Origin of the sequence: Actinoplanes campanulatus (genome assembly GCF_014647795.1) — a bacterium.
In the GTDB taxonomy this organism is placed as follows: Bacteria; Actinomycetota; Actinomycetes; order Mycobacteriales; family Micromonosporaceae; genus Actinoplanes; species Actinoplanes campanulatus.
Genome location: NZ_BMPW01000020.1, coordinates 129,713 through 147,665, shown reverse-complemented (window position 1 = coordinate 147,665; position 17,953 = coordinate 129,713). Strand labels below are relative to the sequence as shown.

General features: G+C 66.1%; 22 protein-coding genes. 16 read left to right on the top strand and 6 right to left on the bottom strand.

Going from position 1 to position 17,953, the window contains the following annotated elements:
• Positions 1–29 precede the first annotated feature (29 nt).
• The 3 genes from IEZ13_RS33395 to IEZ13_RS33385 all read left to right on the top strand — a co-directional run bounded on the left by IEZ13_RS33395 (position 30) and on the right by IEZ13_RS33385 (position 2,157).
• Positions 30–968, top strand: coding sequence for a phage major capsid protein (locus IEZ13_RS33395; RefSeq protein ID WP_183225080.1), 939 nt, complete (start codon positions 30–32; stop codon positions 966–968).
• Positions 968–1,519 (top strand): hypothetical protein, encoded by a 552-nt coding sequence (locus IEZ13_RS33390; protein ID WP_183225081.1) that lies wholly within the window; start codon positions 968–970, stop codon positions 1,517–1,519. Before IEZ13_RS33395 ends, IEZ13_RS33390 begins: the two co-directional genes overlap by 1 nt.
• 257 nt (positions 1,520–1,776) lie before the next feature.
• Positions 1,777–2,157 carry a phage tail fiber protein gene (locus IEZ13_RS33385; RefSeq protein WP_183225082.1) on the top strand — a complete coding sequence of 127 codons (381 nt, stop codon included), beginning with the start codon at positions 1,777–1,779 and terminating at the stop codon, positions 2,155–2,157.
• Positions 2,158–2,177: 20 nt separating this feature from the next.
• On the opposite strand, the gene IEZ13_RS33380 is transcribed toward IEZ13_RS33385, so the two are convergent.
• Positions 2,178–2,963: an HNH endonuclease gene (locus IEZ13_RS33380; protein ID WP_183225083.1), complete on the bottom strand. Its 786-nt coding sequence runs from the start codon at positions 2,961–2,963 to the stop codon at positions 2,178–2,180.
• An 80-nt stretch (positions 2,964–3,043) separates the two neighbouring features.
• Here IEZ13_RS33380 and IEZ13_RS33375 point away from each other — a divergent pair, with 80 nt between their 5' ends.
• A complete protein-coding gene (locus tag IEZ13_RS33375) occupies positions 3,044–4,069 on the top strand; it encodes a hypothetical protein (RefSeq protein WP_183225084.1) in 1,026 nt (341 codons plus the stop codon).
• Here IEZ13_RS33375 and IEZ13_RS33370 read toward each other — a convergent pair whose 3' ends face one another.
• Positions 4,070–4,636 carry a hypothetical protein gene (locus IEZ13_RS33370; RefSeq protein ID WP_183225085.1) on the bottom strand — a complete coding sequence of 189 codons (567 nt, stop codon included), beginning with the start codon at positions 4,634–4,636 and terminating at the stop codon, positions 4,070–4,072. It lies immediately after the preceding gene.
• A 126-nt stretch (positions 4,637–4,762) separates the two neighbouring features.
• Between IEZ13_RS33370 and IEZ13_RS33365 the strand changes: the two genes are divergently transcribed.
• Together IEZ13_RS33365 and IEZ13_RS33360 are read left to right on the top strand one after the other, a co-directional pair.
• Positions 4,763–6,298, top strand: coding sequence for a DUF4082 domain-containing protein (locus tag IEZ13_RS33365; protein WP_183225086.1), 1,536 nt, complete (start codon positions 4,763–4,765; stop codon positions 6,296–6,298).
• The gene (locus tag IEZ13_RS33360; RefSeq protein ID WP_183225087.1) at positions 6,291–7,058 is read left to right on the top strand and encodes a hypothetical protein; all 768 of its coding nucleotides are present in this window, start codon (positions 6,291–6,293) and stop codon (positions 7,056–7,058) included. The genes IEZ13_RS33365 and IEZ13_RS33360 overlap by 8 nt, the downstream gene beginning before the upstream one ends.
• Here the strand turns inward: IEZ13_RS33360 and IEZ13_RS33355 are convergent.
• From IEZ13_RS33355 to IEZ13_RS33340, 4 genes are all read right to left on the bottom strand, one after another.
• Positions 7,049–7,234 (bottom strand): hypothetical protein, encoded by a 186-nt coding sequence (locus IEZ13_RS33355; protein ID WP_183225088.1) that lies wholly within the window; start codon positions 7,232–7,234, stop codon positions 7,049–7,051. The two genes, IEZ13_RS33360 and IEZ13_RS33355, sit on opposite strands and share 10 nt — an antisense overlap.
• Positions 7,231–7,557 carry a DUF6221 family protein gene (locus IEZ13_RS33350; protein WP_183225089.1) on the bottom strand — a complete coding sequence of 109 codons (327 nt, stop codon included), beginning with the start codon at positions 7,555–7,557 and terminating at the stop codon, positions 7,231–7,233. The genes IEZ13_RS33355 and IEZ13_RS33350 overlap by 4 nt, the downstream gene beginning before the upstream one ends.
• A gap of 85 nt (positions 7,558–7,642) precedes the next feature.
• On the bottom strand, positions 7,643–7,861 hold the full coding sequence (locus IEZ13_RS33345) for a hypothetical protein (protein ID WP_183225090.1): 219 nt from the start codon (positions 7,859–7,861) through the stop codon (positions 7,643–7,645).
• 127 nt (positions 7,862–7,988) lie between these two features.
• Positions 7,989–8,531, bottom strand: a complete 543-nt coding sequence (locus tag IEZ13_RS33340) for a GIY-YIG nuclease family protein (RefSeq protein WP_183225091.1) — start codon at positions 8,529–8,531, stop codon at positions 7,989–7,991.
• Between the two features lie 141 nt (positions 8,532–8,672).
• Between IEZ13_RS33340 and IEZ13_RS33335 the strand changes: the two genes are divergently transcribed.
• The 10 genes from IEZ13_RS33335 (at position 8,673) to IEZ13_RS48015 (ending at position 17,804) form a co-directional block, all read left to right on the top strand.
• The gene (locus tag IEZ13_RS33335) at positions 8,673–9,065 is read left to right on the top strand and encodes a hypothetical protein (protein ID WP_183225092.1); all 393 of its coding nucleotides are present in this window, start codon (positions 8,673–8,675) and stop codon (positions 9,063–9,065) included.
• A complete protein-coding gene (locus tag IEZ13_RS33330; RefSeq protein WP_183225093.1) occupies positions 9,065–9,454 on the top strand; it encodes a hypothetical protein in 390 nt (129 codons plus the stop codon). The genes IEZ13_RS33335 and IEZ13_RS33330 overlap by 1 nt, the downstream gene beginning before the upstream one ends.
• 69 nt (positions 9,455–9,523) lie before the next feature.
• The gene (locus IEZ13_RS33325; RefSeq protein WP_183225094.1) at positions 9,524–10,036 is read left to right on the top strand and encodes a hypothetical protein; all 513 of its coding nucleotides are present in this window, start codon (positions 9,524–9,526) and stop codon (positions 10,034–10,036) included.
• A gap of 71 nt (positions 10,037–10,107) precedes the next feature.
• On the top strand, positions 10,108–10,668 hold the full coding sequence (locus tag IEZ13_RS33320) for a phage tail tube protein (protein ID WP_183225095.1): 561 nt from the start codon (positions 10,108–10,110) through the stop codon (positions 10,666–10,668).
• Between the two features lie 76 nt (positions 10,669–10,744).
• Complete coding sequence (locus IEZ13_RS33315; RefSeq protein ID WP_183225096.1) at positions 10,745–11,107, top strand: hypothetical protein; 363 nt, start codon at positions 10,745–10,747, stop codon at positions 11,105–11,107.
• Positions 11,104–11,595: a hypothetical protein gene (locus tag IEZ13_RS33310; protein WP_183225097.1), complete on the top strand. Its 492-nt coding sequence runs from the start codon at positions 11,104–11,106 to the stop codon at positions 11,593–11,595. Before IEZ13_RS33315 ends, IEZ13_RS33310 begins: the two co-directional genes overlap by 4 nt.
• A gap of 56 nt (positions 11,596–11,651) precedes the next feature.
• Positions 11,652–11,858 (top strand): hypothetical protein, encoded by a 207-nt coding sequence (locus IEZ13_RS33305; protein ID WP_183225098.1) that lies wholly within the window; start codon positions 11,652–11,654, stop codon positions 11,856–11,858.
• A 20-nt stretch (positions 11,859–11,878) separates the two neighbouring features.
• Complete coding sequence (locus IEZ13_RS47645) at positions 11,879–15,199, top strand: phage tail protein (RefSeq protein WP_183225099.1); 3,321 nt, start codon at positions 11,879–11,881, stop codon at positions 15,197–15,199.
• Between the two features lie 96 nt (positions 15,200–15,295).
• The gene (locus IEZ13_RS33295; RefSeq protein WP_183225100.1) at positions 15,296–17,080 is read left to right on the top strand and encodes a hypothetical protein; all 1,785 of its coding nucleotides are present in this window, start codon (positions 15,296–15,298) and stop codon (positions 17,078–17,080) included.
• A 118-nt stretch (positions 17,081–17,198) separates the two neighbouring features.
• Positions 17,199–17,804 carry an HNH endonuclease signature motif containing protein gene (locus IEZ13_RS48015; protein WP_221245999.1) on the top strand — a complete coding sequence of 202 codons (606 nt, stop codon included), beginning with the start codon at positions 17,199–17,201 and terminating at the stop codon, positions 17,802–17,804.
• Positions 17,805–17,953: the final 149 nt, after the last annotated feature.

Sequence of the window (17,953 nt, the reverse complement as noted above, 5' to 3'; positions counted from 1 at the left end):
CCTGACACCGGGGCGGAAGGACTCAAGCCATGCCTCTGCTGGCATACCCGCCGGCCCCGGCGTCCCTGTCGGGTGACCTGCTCACCATCAACCGGATGCTGCAGAATCCTGCAGTCATCCAGCGGCGTCTCAAGATGCTCACCGACATCGGGTTCATCGCCGACGAGCTGCTGCCGGCGAAGTACCGGACGTCGGGCGGCTCCGTCGCCTACGAGATCAACGACCAGCCGCTGTTCACCAACCGCAGCATCACCGCTGTGGCACCGGGCTCTGAGTACCCGCGGGCGCTCCCCCAGTCCGGTACCGCTGCGCTGGCCGCGGTGTCGAAGTGGGGTCAGGCCACCGAGCTGACCGACGAGCGGATCAAGCGGTCGCTGCCGATGGGTAGCGCGGTGGACTGGGCGCTGCGGATCGTCGTCAACACCATCATCCAGAAGATCGACCGGCTGGCGATCGCCGCGGTCGCGTCGGCGGTCACCGAGACCGTGGCGGCGGCCGCGGTGTGGACCGGTTCGTCCGCCGACATCCTCCTGGACCTGGAGAAGTCGAAGGCGGCAGTCGACGGGCAGGAGATGGGCTACAAGGCCGACACCCTGCTGATCGACAACACGCTGTACGCGTACCTCGCCGCCGACGACAAGATCGCCACCCTGCGGCGTCGGGAGTCCACCGACAACCCGGTGTACGGCGGCGTCATCGAGACGATCGCCGGTCTCAAGGTGCTCAAGACGCCGGTCGCGAACATGCCCGGCGCTGCCAGCGCCGCGTGGGTCGTCGACAGCCGTGCCCTCGGCGGGCTGGCCGACGAGAACGAGCTCGACCCGGGCTACGCCTCGTCGGAGAACGGCGTGCAGGTCCAGACCCGGCGGGTCGCCGAGCGGGACGCCTGGCACATGTGGGCGCGCCGGATCACCGTGCCGGTGGTCACGGACCCGCTCGCCGGCCGGAAGATCACGGGTACGTCGTGATGACCGAATACCAGGTGGTGGGCGAATGCGCCCACGTCGAAACCGAAGAGCTGGGCGGCGCCAAGTCGCTGACCCTGCTGTACAAGGGATCCCGGCTGCCAGCCGGTGTCCCGGAGGCCCGGATCCGGCATCTGCTCGACGCCCACCTGATCGCACCTGTGGGTGAGGTGCCGATCGCCCCGAACTCCGCGGTACCGCAGGACCCCGAAACGGGCCTCGGCTCAGTGACCTCCGAGGTGCTGCGTGGAGAACCGGCCGAGGAGCAGTCTGTTTCAGGCTCGGACGCGTCGGACGCGGTGGCGAAGACTGTGGTCGAGGAGGGCTCGGTGGTGCAGGCGGCCGAGCAGCCCCGACAGGCGTCAACCGACACGGAGGCTGAGGCACGCCGTGCCGACGCTCGGGCGAAGCTGGCCGAGTCCGGTGGCGTCCCGGACGGACGTTCGTCGGACGCGGTGATGGTCGAGTTCCTCGTCGGCAAGGGCTACGACCGGGCCGAGGCGGAGAAGGCGGACCGGGCGCAGTTGAAGGCGCTCGTCGCTGCCGCCAAGTAGCAGCTTCGGCTGTGGTGCCCGCTGTGGGGCGGCTGCTGCACCTGTGTCCGCCCCACAGCAGGCCCCGTCGTGCCGACCACGCCAACACTTGATCTCTTCATGCCGCTTCGGGCGGCCACTTTCGGTGCCCGAGGAGGGCTCATGAGCGAACAGCAGGAGGCTCCGGCTGAGCAGCCGCTGGGTGGGGTGCTGGTGATGACCGCGACCGCCGAGGTGATCCGCCCAGCCGTCGAGGGAGAACAGGAGAACGAGGAACCATGAGCGTCGGGATCTCCACCACGCACTCGCACGCGGTACTGAACGTGCTGCGGGGCACGAACTACACGGCCCCGGCGTCGGTGTGGCTGAAGCTGCACACGGGGGACCCGGCGTCGGCTGGGACGAGCAACGCCAGCGCGGAGACCACCCGCAAGCAGGTGACGTTCGGTTCCCCGTCAGCGGGCAGCAGCGTGGCGTCGGCGGTGTCGTGGACGTCTTGGTCGGCGGGCTCGGAGACGATCACCCACGTGTCGCTGTGGGATGCGTCGACCAGCGGCAACTTCCTGATGTCCGCTGCTCTCTCCGCGTCGAAGTCGGTGGCGAACGGGGACACGCTGAACGTGACGGTGACGGCGACGCAGGGCACGCTGGCGGCCTGACGTGGCAGACGACGTACAAATCACGGCACTCTAAGTTGGGCGCGCAGTCGTTCGACTTCTGCGAGCGCCATTTGCCACTCGTGGTAGAAGGTGCCGTATCCGGTAGTATCACCCGGCTCGTTCCGACCTCGGCGGTAGATTCGCAGGTTGGCGAGGTCGTTGTTGGTCTTGACGCCGTCCATGTGGTCGACCAACTCCCGAGAGCTGAGCGGACGACCAAGCGCAATCGCCACAACCATCCTGTGTTCGGTGACGAAGGTCAGAGATCCACGCATCGCGTCGTATAGTTCTCGGTGCTCGGGCGCGATGGCCTCGTGGGATAGGCGGATATACCCCTTGTTTGGGTCGATCTTGCGACCGAGGCCTAGAACCGTCCATTCCCGCTTGCGGGCGTTTGGGCTGCATGGCAGGCACGTGCCGGTGAATTTCCCGGACCGGACTCGTGCTGCGATCGGTCCGGGCGATGCGTGTCGTTTCTCGCCGCAGCCAGGGCAGGTAACAGCAACCTTGGTGAGGCGCTGACGGCCTGTATTGACGATGGCTGTGTCGTTCCAGTCAACGGCTGGGTGCTCTGGCCTGCCTGTTCGGCTGACCTTGCCCTTCTGTAGTAGTCGATCCCGGTAGCAGTAGCCGGTGAAGGTGCCGTTCTTGATCCGGTTTCGGACTTGCCCGGCGTATTCCATCCTGGGCTCTTTGCACCATGGGCAAGTCACCTTCACGTGGAGTCGACCTGCAACCCGTTCAGTCGTCCACCAGTCAACGGTGGAATGAAGCTTTTCGGCTTCCGGATTGAACCTCTTCGTCACTTATTAAAGGTACGTCGTTGCAACCAACGGCGCGTCGCTCAAATGGATGGTTGCAATCCATTCCGGAAAGGCTGGACGCCATGGCCGACGACATTGTTTTACCCGGTACCGCAGCCGTTGTCGCAACCGACGACATCGGCTCCGGCCGACAGGTCCAGCTCGTCAAGCCCGCGTTCGGGGCAGACGGCAGCGCGACCATGGTGTCCGGTAGCAACCCGCTCCCAGTCGGCCCGCCCGCATACCAGCAGTGGTCAGGGTCGGTTACCGGCACAGGCACGCTAGTCGGCTCGTTTGACGTGTCGGGCGGCTACACCGCAATCATCATCACCGTCACTGGGACCTTCAGTGGCACCACGGTGCTACAGGGCTCATTCGACGGCACTAACTGGACGACCGTGAGTCTCTCCGCGATGGGAGCGTCGACGGCAGGCGTTGCCTCCAACGGCGACTTCACACAGTCGAGCACACCCAACGGCTCGAACGGCTACTACGTGCCCGTCTGGTTCCGTTACTACCAGTTCGTGTGTACTGCCTATACCAGCGGCACGCGCACGTATCAGGTTGCCCTTACCGCCGCTCCGCTGCATGCGATGCGGGTCAATGTCGCGAACTCGTCGCTGTCGGTCTCTTCCTCGGCGACCGGTACTACGACTCTGTCGGACGCCCAGGCCAATACGCCGTGGAGCACCGTGGGTTCGCTCGGGCTGGGCTTTAACGGTGCCACCTGGTCCCGGCAGCGACTGGCGAACATCTTCAAGTCGGTCACCGCGACAGCCTCGGGTGACACGGCGGTGTGGACGCCGACGTCGGGTAAGCGCTGGCAGTTGCTGCGCTTCCAGTTGTTCGCTACCGCTGATGCCGCGCAGTCGAGCGGCGGGGTGATCACCGTTACGCTGCGGGACGTCACCACCTCCACCGGACTCGCCATCCCCGTCTACGTACCCGCTACCGGTGGGACCGCGCTGGGCGGCTGGTCGTCGGGCTGGATCGACGTCGGCCCGTACGGCGTCCGCGCGGCAGCGATCAACACCAACCTGAACGTGAACCTCAGCGCAGCGCTCACTGCTGGGGCGATTGGCGTGGTGGCGGCTGGCACGGAAGAATGATCAGGCAGCCTTCGACCGCCGGGGCTTGCGTTTCTTGAACGTGTCAATAAGCGCCACACTGTTGCGCCGAAGGTGAATCTCTGGCGCGGACTGCCCAGGGATGTCGTAGGCCCGGAACGGCATCCCTGTAGCCCTGCAAAGGGCTGACAAGGCTGTGGTTTCACGCGTCCGCACAACAACATGCCCGTCGACAGTGACATAACCGTCGCTGTCGACCATCCCGGAGATGATCGCCAAGCATTCATCGGATGGGTAGCTGACGGTTCCTTCCCGGAGCGCCTGCCTATCTGCGATGAGTTGAGACACGAGCGGCTTGCTACGAATCCGCATGGTGAAACCGTTGAAGCAGTAGTCCTTCGGCAAGCCCTTGATGGTTGAGGTTGAAAAATTGGTTCGAGTTACAGGCCGATAGTTCACCGGCTTTTTGACAATTCTCGCAAGGGCCATTGTGAATCTGGACATGAAGACTTCATCCTTGCACTCCATTGAGATGGTGTATCGCGTGTAGTACTTTCCGTTCCAGCTTTTTTCGCGGGTCAGGAAAAGAGATGCGTCGCCCAGCGTCACGCCAAGAATGTATGCATAGGGATTTTCTTCTAGCACGTATAAATTGTATCCGCTTTGGCCTCTGAACCTCAGTGCCTAATGGGGTGACAGGCACCTGATGCAAGCCAAGAGCGGGGAGGTGTGGGCGTGTCCCTGCTGCTGCTGTTCAATCAGGGTGGCGGCGGTAGCGGAGGCACCCACAACGCCGACGCCACCCTCACCGCCTCCGGCAGCCTCGCCGCGACAGCCACCCAGGACACGAGCACCACCGCCACCCTCGCCGCCACCGGAACACTGGCGGCCGCCGGCGAACGCACCCAGGCGGCGACGGCAACGCTCAACGCGACCGGCGAGCTCACCAGCACCGGTGTTCGCGCCCAAGACACGACGGCCACGCTGGCGGCGACGGGCGCTCTGGCAGGCAGCGGCCTCCGCTCCACCGACGCCACCGCCACCCTGGCAGCAACCGGCACGCTCACCGCCGATGGTGAGATCCCTGGTCAGCTCCAGCATGTATTCACCGACCAGACGCCGACCATCACCGACGCGTCGGACGGCACTCCTGGCATCACCTTCGGCACCACGATTCGGTCCGCAGTGGACGGCTACGTCACCGGCGTCCGCTGGTACACCACCACCACGACCAGCGGCACCTACATCGGCGCGCTCTACGAGGTCACCGCCGCCGACGACCCCACCCCGGCCGGCACCGAACTAGCGCAGAAGACCCTGGTGGGCTCGCCAACGAGCAGCGGCTGGAACAGCATCACCTTCGACTCGCCGGTCCCGATCACCGCCGGCGTCCTCTACCGCGCCGCCGTCCACAGCAGCGCCGGCCGGTACGTGTACTCGGCCAACGTGCACAACAGCGACATCACCAACGGCGACCTGATCGCCGATGCCGCCGGTGACGACCCGGTCGGGCTTGGCACGCTCAGGCAGGCCACGTTCACGATCTCGGCCGGACTCGCCTACCCGGCCACCGGCGCCGGGAGCAACGGCAGCTACTTCGCCGACTGGGACTTCGTCGCCGACGCACTACCGGTCGAGGGCAGCGCCACCCTGGCCGCCACGGGCGGTCTCACAGCGGCCGGGGACCGTACCGCGGTCGCCACCGTCACTCTCTCCGGCAGCGGAAGCCTGGCAGCCGCCGCCGACCGCAGCCAGTTCGCCGACACCACACTCTCCGGCACCGGCACCCTCAACGCCACGGCGGCACTAGCTGCGGCCGATGCCGCCACGCTTTCGGCCTCAGGCGCGCTGGCTGCGACGGCGGCCCGGGAGACGTCCGACACTGCGACTCTGTCCGTTCAGGGCGCTCTCACTGCTGCCTCGACAGTCGAGCGGGTCACTCTGGCGACGTTCGCCGGCACTGCTGCCCTCGCCGCGATAGGCGAGGTAGCGAACGAGCAGGCGGCAACGCTGGCGGCGTCCGCCAGTCTCACCGCCTCCGCGACTATCGCGCACAGTACGGCCGGGACGTTCGCTGCCGTCGGATCTTTGACGGCGGAGGCCGGATCATCCGTGTCCGCGACAGCAGTGCTAGCCGGAACCGGAACCCTGTCCGCCGCTACGGTCACCCGGCGGCAGCCAGGCCGGTACACGACCGGCTCCACCCGGCCCCGAATCACCGCAGGCTCGGTACGGGCCGGCACCTACCGGACGGGAGGCGTCGATGGGTAGCGACCTTGGAGTCGGTGACGCGGATCTGCCGTACATCACCGTGTTGCCGGCCGACACGGACACGGTGGCGACGCTAACCGCGACCGCCCCGGACGGCACCAGCACCGACGTTCCGGTCTCGGGTGGCGCGCTGGAGCCGGTAGCGGGCACGGATCCGGCCGAGTCACGGCAGACGTGGACCGCCGACGACCCGCTCGAATACACGCAGCCCGGCCGGTGGGTCCTCACCTGGACCGTCACGGGCACCGGCGAAGGCGTCGAAGACGTCGAGGTCTTCGTGGTCGCCTCACCCACAGCGGGCGGGCCGACCTGGACACCGGGCCGGTCGCGGGTCGCGAACTACGTGCCCCATCGCACTCTCGTCCGGTCCGCTGCCAGCACCGTCACATCCGAAGACGAACACGCCTACACGTTCGATGAGACGACCACCCCCACCGGCCGGCAAGTCGACGCACTCATCGTCGACTCGGCAGCCTGGGTGTCGGCACGGGTCCCCAACCTGACCGCCACCCACCACGCACTCGCCCGTGCCGCCGCCGCACTCCTGAGCGCCGCCTGGGTGGAACGGTCCTGGCCGAACGACGACCAGTCTTTGCAGCGCGCCAACGACATGGAGCGCCGGGCCGATCTGTTGATGGCCGATCTGGTGTCGGCGTCGAACACGGAGACGGACTCCGGGGACTTCGGCCTGGACATCGCCTACCCGGTGTGGTCATTTCCAGTTGCCGACCCGCGCTACGACGACGCCAGCTACTGGTAGCCGCCCGCCTCAACCTCCTGTCCGGCGATGGCCTCCGCCTGCAACGGCTCGAACGCGATCACGATGGCAAGCTGCTCGGCCCGATCCTCCGGGCTGTCCGGGTAATCAGGCATGGCCCGGCGGCGCTCGGCGGCGGCGGCCCGGAGTTCTCGCAGGCGTCGGCGCGGCTCAGTCATTCAGGTAGCCGCCACTCGTCACGGAAGTCCGGGTGGCCGGCGAACGGCTGCACGAGATGTCGAATCGCGCGGGTTTCGCCAGCCTCCCACGAGTACTCATCGAGGATGGCCCGCTTCGCCGCGATGTCGGCCAGCACGTGGTCCGGATTCCACGCGGCGATATGCACCGCGTCGCCGGGTTCAAGCGGGCCGACGGTGCGGTGGTGGTAGCCGGGCGGTGTGACGTACTCACGGCTCCACACCCATAGCCCGGCAGTCGCCTGCTGGGCGATCTGCTCAGCCTCGTCGAGCCGCGCCCGGTAGAACTCGATCAGGTCGTCCACGTGTCTCCTCTACTTGGCAGCAGCTTCGCACTACTTCACACCCAACATCGCACAGGTGCGAGGTAGTGCGAAGCTCGCGGCAGGCTCACTCGCCGTCGAGACCCGGATGGCCGAGTTCGTCGAACACCTCCGCCCGGATCGCCCGCCGCAGCGACCACAACTGGGCATTCGCGAGCTCCGCGTCGCCGCCATAGTGACGGGCGAGCGCACCGGTGACAACCAGCCACACGTCGAGGCCAATCGCCCAGCCTTCGGCTTCCAGCGCCTCGTCGTCGTAGCCCTCGGGCTGAGTCGGACCGGGCATGTCTTCTCCTTCGGTGCGGTCTTGAACTTCTCACCGACGAGCAGCGGGCGGCATCGCTCGTCGAGGTGTTCTGCTCTTCCGGATCTTCACGTCGGCCGCGTCGAGCGAAGCGAGCGCGTGCAGTCGGTTACTGCGGATAGCTCATCTCCAGCCGCGCATGGTTGGCGTCGAGGCACCAGTCACAGTTGCACCCAGCGATGCGGTAGATCGCGTCCTCCCACTCCTCCTTCCACTCGTGCCCAATGATGCAGCGATAGCGGATCGTGAGGTTGCCTTCGGCCCATTCCATCCGTGTTGGCAGGTGCCCACGGTGCTTGCCGGTGACCGCGTAAGCGCACTTCCAGCACGAACCGCTGAAATGGGCTGGGTCAGTAGGTGGCCCGATCACGACGGCGGCGAGTCTCCGCTTGTCGGAGTTGTAAGTGATGTTGTGAACCGGACGCTCGGTGACAATCGCGGACTTCTCGGCGGCCTCGACCTCCTTGCGGGTGTCGAAGTGCTCCACCTTGACCGTCATAACGTCCCGCCACCAGCCTTTGAGCTTGGCGTGGTCATACCAGCGGATTCCGGGGTCGCCGGTGATGCCGATGTAGAGCAGGGCATCAGAGGCGTCGTAGAAGCGATAAAGCGTCTGATCCTGGTCGGCATCTTCTTGTGCAACGATGGTCACGGGTCGCCTCCCGATAGGCGGTCAAGGGCCGGGATTACAGGAGCGCCAACTCCTGCCCGGCCCGTCTTAATTTGAGCCTTGATTATCTCACGCAAAGACGATCATTAACGCCCGCGTCACCCCGAACGGGAGGTGGCGACAATGGCCTCCGTCCGCGTGACTTTCCGCCCCAACTCGCGCGGCGTGCGCCAGGCCGGGTCGTCCAACGCGATCTACCGTGAGCTGGAACGACGCGCCAACAAAGTCATCACCCTCGCCCAACAAATCGCCGCACCCCACCGCGACACCGGCGAATACCACAACTCATTCCGCACCGAACGCACACGCATTCGCGGAATGGCAGCCGTACAAGTCGTGAACGACTCAGACCATGCCGTGATCTTGGAGAACGGGTCACGTCCCCACGTCATCGAACCCAAAAACAAGAAGGCACTCGCCTGGCCCGGCGCACGACACCCGGTGCGGCGCGTCAACCACCCCGGCACGCCGGCGCTCCACGTCCTTAGACGCGCGCTGAGAGCAGCAGGTCGCTGATGGCCGAGTACGCAGACCCCGAACTCATCATCAGCGAGTGGCTGGCTACCGTCACCGGGCTAAAGATCTGGTGCGATCCCAACCTGCCACCGAACCTCCGGTTTACGGCAGCGTTCAACCACCTGCAACGCGCGCCCGGCACCGACGACCTGGCGGTCAGCCTCGATGAGCCGCTGTTCGACGTCGACACCTACGCCGCCGAAGCCGCCCACGCCCGGAACGCCGCCCACACCATCTGGCAGGCGATGACGTTCCTGCTCCCCCGGCACACCTTCGCAAACGGGATCTTTGTGAAGCGAGTGAAGGCGTCACCGCCCTGCTGGTCACCCGACCCGACGGTCTACCGGCGCACCGCCTCATACCGCGTGCTCCTGCACGGCGTCATCTAACCCACCAATACTTCCCCACTACCCGGACGGCGGCGCCGTGTCGGGCCTTTCTGCATGCCCGGAGGAACCATGTCGCTGACCAGCCGAATCACCATTGCCGCGTCCGCAATGCAGACCGCCGCCCTAGACCTGGGCTCCGCGTCCGCCCAGCTGGCCAAGAGCTACATGACGGACCTCACTGACGGTACGTCCGCCGGCCAGGCGAACCGGATCTTCCACGACACGCGCACGCTCGCCGCGAGTTCGTCTGAGGACATCGACCTGGCGGGTGTGCTCACTGACGCGTTCGGGTCCACCATCACGCTCGCCCGGGTCAAGGGCCTGATCATCGCGGCGGCAGCGGCGAACACCAACAACGTGCTCGTGGGTGGAGCCTCGGCGACGCAGTTCGTGTCCTGGAACGGCGGTGCCACGCACACGGTGACTGTCCGCCCGGGGGCGGTGTTCGCTCTGGTGGCCGGGTCCGCCGACGCGACCGGCTACGTGACGGCCGCCGGCTCTACCGACCTGTTGAAGATCGCGAACTCGTCGTCGGGCACGAGCGTCACCTACGACATCGTGGTCATCGGCTGCTCTGCCTGATCCTTCTCGGCTTTCCGAATTCCCTACCCGGCGACCGCCGGGCCTTTGCCATGCCACAAGGAGGCTGACCCATGGCGGTCGACATCACCCTGATCAGGGCGTACACCAACGGGGCCGTATACACCACCAGCTCTTCGGCGGTCACCGCTACCGCACCGACCGACGCGGGCTCCTCGCTCGACCCCGATTTCCAGGAGGTCGGCGCGATCTCCGAGGACGGCATCACCGAATCCACCAGCCAGGACCGGACCGATGTGTTCATCTGGCAGAACAACACACTCGCCCGTCGTATCCCCGGTCAGACGACCAAAACCTGGACCCTGGCAGCGAGTGAAACGAACCTGATGACGCTGGGGGTTCAGTTCGCGGGCTCGACCATCACCCAGACAGCCGAGGGTGTTTCGATCGAGGAGAAGGCACCCGGAACCGACATCCGTCAGTGGGTGCTGCACGGCATCGACGGCAGCGATCTGCAGCGCATCTACGTTCCGCTCGGTGAGGTGACCGAGCGGGGCGACGTGGTGTGGTCGGCGGCCGGGGTCACTGTCTACGAGTGGACCTTGAGCGCCTACGCCGACCCTTCGGGAAATTTCGCGTACCGGTACATCGCGTCAGACGCGCTTGCCCTCTGACCCCCTATTCGACGTCGCCGGTCCCGCGCGGGTGACCGGCGGCGTCTCCTACCCGCGTACTCGCGCAAGGAGTGTCATGACAGCAGTACAGATCATGCCCGGCGGGGAAGGCTCCGCCGGATACATCGCCACCCTCGCCGGTGTCAGCCTGCCCATCGACTCGTACGCCGCCGAACCCGACGCCGAGGGCAGGCTGATCGTGTCGCTGGCCGTGTTCGCGGACAGCCTGCAGATCGGTGTGCCGCCGCGTCGTTCCGATCTGGAGTCCACGCGGCGCATGGAGACACCCAACCAGCCGCCGGTCAGCACGTGGGGCGACCCGCGCCAACCGGATCCGCGGGCGAACATTCCGGGCTGGCAGCCACCACCCGCGAGAGCGGATGCGGGCCGCGGGCAGACCGGCGAGTACCCGCCCGTGTCGCACCGGAGGGCACAGTGACCGAGTTCGCGCCGCCCCCCGGCCAGGGCTACGACCTACAGCGCACCTACGCCGAAAACAAGCCCGATTTCTGGTTCCGGTGGGCCGACCGCTGGTGGCGGCTACCGAACATGCACATGCTCGACTTTGATATCCAAGTCGACGTCATGGGCTTCCAAGGCCGGGTGTCGGAAGACAACCCCGACGTCAACGCCTTGAAGGCGATGGTCAACGACCTGTTCGACCTCATCATGGACGCCGGACATGAAGGCCAGGCCTCCGACTGGCGGGCCGTGAAGCCCCGGCCGCTGCCGATGCTGATGGACCTGCTGTCCCAGTGGTCCGAACAATCTGGCGTCGATGAGGGGGAATCCTCGGCCTCCACCAGCTCCTCACCGAGCACGGGGAGGCCATCGAAGCGGACCTCGAAGCCGTCTACGGCATCCGGCTCGGCGCGGCGCTCTACGGCCCGACCGCGGGAGGCCGGCGCACTGCCCGCGAACTCCTAGTCCGGATCAAATACTTGCCGTCCGGTGGCGCCTTGGACCGGGCACGGCGGGGTCCGATGGCTGAGTGGGGTGTCAATGAGTTCCTGCTTCGCCAGATCGATCTGCGCCTGGCGGGCGCGAACTGGCAGCGCGGCGGCGGTAAGGGGCAGAAACCGAAACCGGTCGAGCTACCGAAGCAGAAGGTGCCACGGACGAAACCGGCGGGCCCGGATGTCGCGCAGCGGCTGATGAATCTCGGACTGATCCCGCCTGGCGGTAGCTGAATCAGCGGGTCGGGGGTGTGATGACATCCCCGGATTCGGTGGGCGAAGTCAGCGTAGAGGTTGTCGCCGATGCAGCGACGCTGGCGAAGGATCTGAAAGACAAAGTCGAGAAGGGGTTCAAGGACCTCGACCCGGCTAAGGGGCTCAAAGCCAAGCTCAAGGGGTCGAAGCCGATCCCGCTGCCGGTCGTGCCGGAGCCGGTGACGAAGGATTTGCCGGCCGACACTGAGGAGGAGGCGAAGAAGACTCGCACCCCGCGGGTGCCGGTCGGCTTGGATCCGCTGCTTGAGGCGTTCCAGCAAGAAGTGCAGCGGCAGATCAAGTCGCTGGCACGCACGATCAACGCCGAAATCCCGGTCGGCGCCGACACCGACGGGTTGCGCCGTGAACTCGCCGCCGAGCTGGCTGCGGTGGCGCAGCAGGCCAAAGCGAAGATTCCGGTCGAGGTCGACGACCGGGCAAAACTGGAAACCGAACTGCGGGCGTCCGTTGCTGCCCTGTCGGAGCGGGTCAAGGCTTCTATCAAGGTTGATCCGGACACGACCGGGCTCGGTGAGAAGGTCGAGGCTGCCGCCGACCGGGCGGTTGGCCGCGCCAAAGTCCGAGTCCCGGTCGATGTGGATGTTGACAAGGGCGGAGCCCTGTCCAAAATCCGCAGCCTGTTCTCGGGACTCGGTGGTGGGCTGCTCAACGGCCTAGACGCGGCGATCACCCGCACCGCGTCCAGCGCGGCTCAGATGGGCGGGGCACTCGTCGGCGCCCTCAGCTCGTCAACGGGGCCGCTCGGCACCATCATCGGCCTGCTCGGTGGGGCTGTCGCGGCGATGGCTGCGCTGGCAGCAGCGGCGGTGGCGGCAGTGCCGGCTATCACGGCGGTGGCGGGTGCGGCGGCGGCGATCCCTGGCGCTCTCGCGGGTGCGGGTGCCGCATTTGGGGCGCTGGCACTCGGGTTCAAGGGCATCTCGGAGGCGTTCAAGCCGAGCGGGGGCGGTGGCGGGGGTGGTGGCGGGGCGGGCAACCAGGGCAAGCAGATCGCTGCGGCCGCGCGTCAGGTGGAGGCTGCCCGGCGTGGGATCGCCGCCGCGAACCGGCAGGTAGAGGCGTCCGAGCGGGCTTTGGCTGCCGCACACCGGGGGGTGGAGGCGGCGGAGCTGCGGCTGGTGGAGGCGCAGCGGCGTGCTCTGTCGGCGCAGCAGGCGATCGCCCGTGCCCGCGAGGAGGCGGCCGAGTCGATTGACGACTTGAACCGCAGTCTTCGTGGGGCCCGCCTGTCGGAGGAGGATGCTGCCCTCGGTGTCGAAGAGGCGCTGCGGGCCCTCAACGAGGCCAAACTGTCGGGCAACATTCCCGACATCAAGCGGGCGGATCTCGCCTACAGGCAGGCGCTGCAAACCCTCGACGAGGCCAAGGACACCACCAGCGACCTATCGGCGGAGACCGAGGAAGCCAACCGCAAGGGTGTTGAGGGCTCCGACCAGGTTCAAGACGCACTCCAGGAGCAGCGGGACGCTTTGCAGGGTGTCCGGGATGCGCAGATCGGCATCATCGAGGCCAACGACAGCCTCGCCTCCGCGCAGGACGGTGTCGCCGCCGCGATGGACGGCGTCAAGTCGGCGGCGGACGGGCTGACGTCGGCGCAGGAGTCCCTGGCGCAGGCACAGCAGGGTGTCGCGGCGGGGGGCGGCGGCGTCGCCCGCGAGATCACGAGGCTGGCGCCGGCGGCGGCGAAGTTCGTGCAGGCGGTCAAGGACCTGAAACCGGCGTTCGAGGACTTGCGCCTGGACGTGCAGGAACGCCTGTTCCGTGACTTGGACAAGACGGTCACCAATCTGGGGTCGGAGTGGATTCCGCGGCTACACAAGAACCTCGGCGACTATGCGACCACGTTCAACGGCTTCTTCAAGGATCTCGGCACGTCGCTGACAGACCGAGAGTTCATGAAGGACATCTCGATCGGGTTGGAGGGCTTCCGCGTCGGCATGGACGCCGTCTTCGACTCGGTGTCGCAGAAACTGGTGCCCGCGCTCGGTGACTTGGTCGAGGCGTCAGCGCCGTTCCTCGAGGCGCTCGGTGAGGGCATCGCCACGGTGGTCACGAAGTTCAGTGACTGGGTGCAGGCTGGCGAGGATTCCGACGCGTTGAAGGACTTCTTCGAACGTGCCACCGTCGCACTCGGTGAGATCGGCCGGATCGGTGGCTCCGTAGTCCGCATCATCGGCGGCATCATCGAGACGATCACTGGGGCGCAGGCGACGGATTCGTCACAGTCGCCGCTGGAAGCGTTCCGGCGCGGCCTGGACCGGGTCGCGGACTGGCTGAACAACCCGACCAACCAGGAACAGATCCGCAACCTGATTCGCGACATCGCCAACGCGGCGGTCGAGTTCGGTGAGGCTGCGACCGCAATCAACGACTTCCTGAAGAGGATCGGCGTCGGAGGTTCGGAGAAGGGCGGCTCGGTCGGCGCCGACATCGGCCGGGCAATATTCGCTGGTCTGCTCGCGGGTCTAGGGGCGGCGTTCGAGGCGAATCTGAAATTTTTGCTGTCGCCGTTCACCAACTTCATCGACGCGGTGAAGACCACGTTCGGGATCAAGTCGCCTAGCACGGTGTTCGCGGAGATCGGCAAGGATCTGGTTCGCGGTCTCCTCAACGGGATCGGCGCGATGGTGGAGTCGCTACGGCAAAAGGCAGTCGGACTCAAGACGACGATCGGTAATGCCCTGTCGGGCGCCGGCTCGTGGCTGGTCCAGACCGGAAAGAACGCCGTCTCCGGGCTAGGCTCCGGGCTCTCGTCGCTGGGAACGTGGCTGCGCGAGAAGGCCACCGGCTTGAAGACGACGGTGACGGGCGCACTGTCGAACTCGATCAACTGGCTTTCTTCGACAGGAAAGAATGTCGTGTACGGCCTGTGGAACGGGATCTCCAGCCTCAGCACCTGGCTGTGGAACAAGGTCACCAGCTTTGCCCGCAACTACGTCACCAACGCCGTCAACTCGGCACTCGGCATCGAATCGCCGTCGAAGGTGATGGCGCAGGCCGGCGCCTACACCGCCCAAGGTTTCGCCCTCGGCATGGAGGGTGAGGCCGGCCGGGTCGAGGCGGCCGCAGACCGGATCGCAGCGGCAGCGTTGCCGCAGGTTCAGGATGCGGCGCTCGGCCTCGGCTGGGAGGCGGACGCCACGATCGCGCAGAGTCTGTCGGTCGCCGACCAGCAGCGCATGCTGCTGGGCTGGAAGACCGGCGCCACGGGAGACCAACTGCTGGATGCGGTGGCCCGGCTGATCGACATCTCCTATCAGGGGGATGTCGAGGCGGCGTTCACCCGCACCCGCCGATAAGACGCCGGGCGGGCAAAGCGGCATGCCTCCCGCCCGGCACTCGGATCCTATCCACCACAGGCTCGGCTCCTGCCCGAGTTCACCCGGCAGGAGGTCATGTTGGCGCGCACCATCTACGGCGGTTCCGTCGATGACGTGGTCATCACCCCAGTCACGATCGGCACCACCCAGGTCGCCGGCCTGCCCGCCTCGCAGAACTTCGAAGTCTGGAACTACGCCAACACCGAGCAGCTCACCGACATCCAAGACGGATCCGGTGTCGCCCTGCCGTCAGGGATCGTCGTCTCCTCGAGCGCCGGCGTCATCCCTCAGTTCAAAGCCCCCGACGACTACACCGGACCGATCCGGCTCAAACACGTCACCTCCGGCTTGTCGTGGGTGATGCAGCCGTCCGACGGCACCAGCGGTGGCGGCGGGTCGAGCTTGCCGAACACGTTGGTCGTCGCCTCGGCCGACTCGGGGATCCTCGATGCCGACTGGGTGTGCGACGGCACCGCCGACGATGTCCAGCTTCAAGCAGCCGTCACCGCGACCGCACTCGGCGGCACCGTCCAGCTCACCTCCGGAACGTTCAACCTCGCTGACGTAGTCGACGTGTGGGGCGCCGACGACGCCGACGTCGAAGGTGAGATCTACATTCGCGGGGCTGGCCCGTCGAACACCACCCTGGTCGTCGGCTCAGGTGTGGCCAGCGCGTTCAACCTCAGCAAGGCAGTGCGGGTACACATCTCCGACCTGGGCATCGAGGTCGGCGGCAGCTCGTCCGGCATCGTCGCCACCTATTCGGCGACACCTGCCGCCCTGTACCGGTCGGCGTGGTTCTCGAGTTTTGAGCGGTTGCAGGTGAAAGGCCCGTGGGACGGTAGCCACTCCGGCTGGGCGATCGACCTCGGCAACGTGTTCCGTGCCCGGATGGCCAACATGGAGGTCGGCGGTACCGGCAATGGCATCAGGTTGTTGAACCAGACGTCGGAGTTCAACAGCGGTGACATGACCATCGACCGGTGTTTCGTCGAGGTGGTCGGCACGAACGCGGTCGCGTATTCGTGTGATTCGGCGGCAGGCAACCTCAACCAGGTGACCTGGATAACCTGCCACTCTATTGCGAATCCGGCCAACACTGGCACGGTGGCATGGAAGTTCACCGGGACTACCGGTTCGACTAGCCACATCCGGTTGATCAACTGCAATGTTGAGCAGTTCGCCACCACGGTCTCAGCGGATGCGAATGCCAACGACCTGGAGATCGACCTCGTACACGTCACACTGCGCAACGGGTCCACCCTGTTCAACAGTGCGGGCTCGAACAGCGTCTTTCGTTGCGGCTTGGCGTACATCGAACCGTCGGCAACCGTGTCGATCCTCACCGACAGCAACGGCTACGACGCCAAGCCATCGGTGTACGACCGGATCAACATCTACGCCGACACCGGCGCGACCGCGAACGCCACGCCGGGCAACACGGCCGTGCTGCAACGCATCGTTCTCGACGGCGACTCCGCCACCTACGCGTCCACGCTTCGACGGCCGCCGGCACGGCCCGCCCCAACCCGGGCGATCACACTGTCGGATGCGGCGACGATCGCCACCGACGCCAGTCTGGGGAACCTGTTCGACTGCACGATCGCCGGGAACCGCACGCTCGGCGCGCCCACCAACCCACTCGACGGGCAGACCGTGGTATGGCGGCTCACCGCGTCCGGTGGTGCCCGTACTCCTACTCTCGCCTCAGGCGCGGGCGGATTCGTCGTTGCGACGGGTAGCCCGGCAGTGACGGTGGCGGCGATCGCGTCCGGATCCACCGCGGAAATCGCGGCCACCTATTCTTCGGCAAATAGCAGATGGCGAGTGAGCCGGTATTCAATCTTCGCGGCTAGCTAGAGCAATTCACTCCTGCGTGCAAGGTATAGCGCGCAAAAATCGATAGAATGAGATGGCCCCGGCGCGACTGCAATCGCCCGGGACCTGACGGAATAGCCTATCTCGGAGGTATCCCGTAATGGGAGATCGTACCTGTCCCGTCGAGACCGACGGCAAGGCATGCGGCAAACCGTCCGCGCCGAAGGATTCCCGCCTATGGTGCTCGATGCACCGCAACCGGTGGTACAGGCACGGCGACGTGCACTACCTCGGCAAGCACGGCCTCGCCAAGACGGCAACTCCGGAGCAGCGCTTCTGGGCGAAGGTGGACGCCGACGGTGACTGCTGGGTCTGGACGGGCGCGATTGGGACCCACGGTTACGGAATGTTCCGGAACGAGCATGGCAAGGCGGTTACTGCGCATCGTTACTCGTACGAGTCTTTGATTGGTCCCATTCCAGACGGACTCACCATCGACCATCTGTGTCGCAACCGCCCATGCATCAATCCGGATCACCTGGAACCTGTGACGCAGGCTGAAAACAACCGCCGCGTCCCCGTTGAAGTGCGTCGCCTCAGCGCGCGGGTGCCGAGGCCGCCGCGTACGACTTGCAAACACGGGCATCCGTTGTCGGGCGAAAATCTCTACGTGTCTCCCGGTGGCCACCGGGCCTGCCGAACCTGCGCCAAACGACGCGTCCTGGAGTTCTGCGCCCGAAAGCGGAATCAAGCGCAAGCAGCCTAGGCCCTTGTCGGCACTAGCGACTTCTCTGTCAGGGGGTGGCTAGTGCCGGTTCTGCTGCCTGGCCTGCTCACCTCCCCCAGCCCAGGTACCACCGGCCTGTTTCCGGAAGAGGACCTGGAACTCACCTGCGAAGCAGCCTGGGGTGCCGA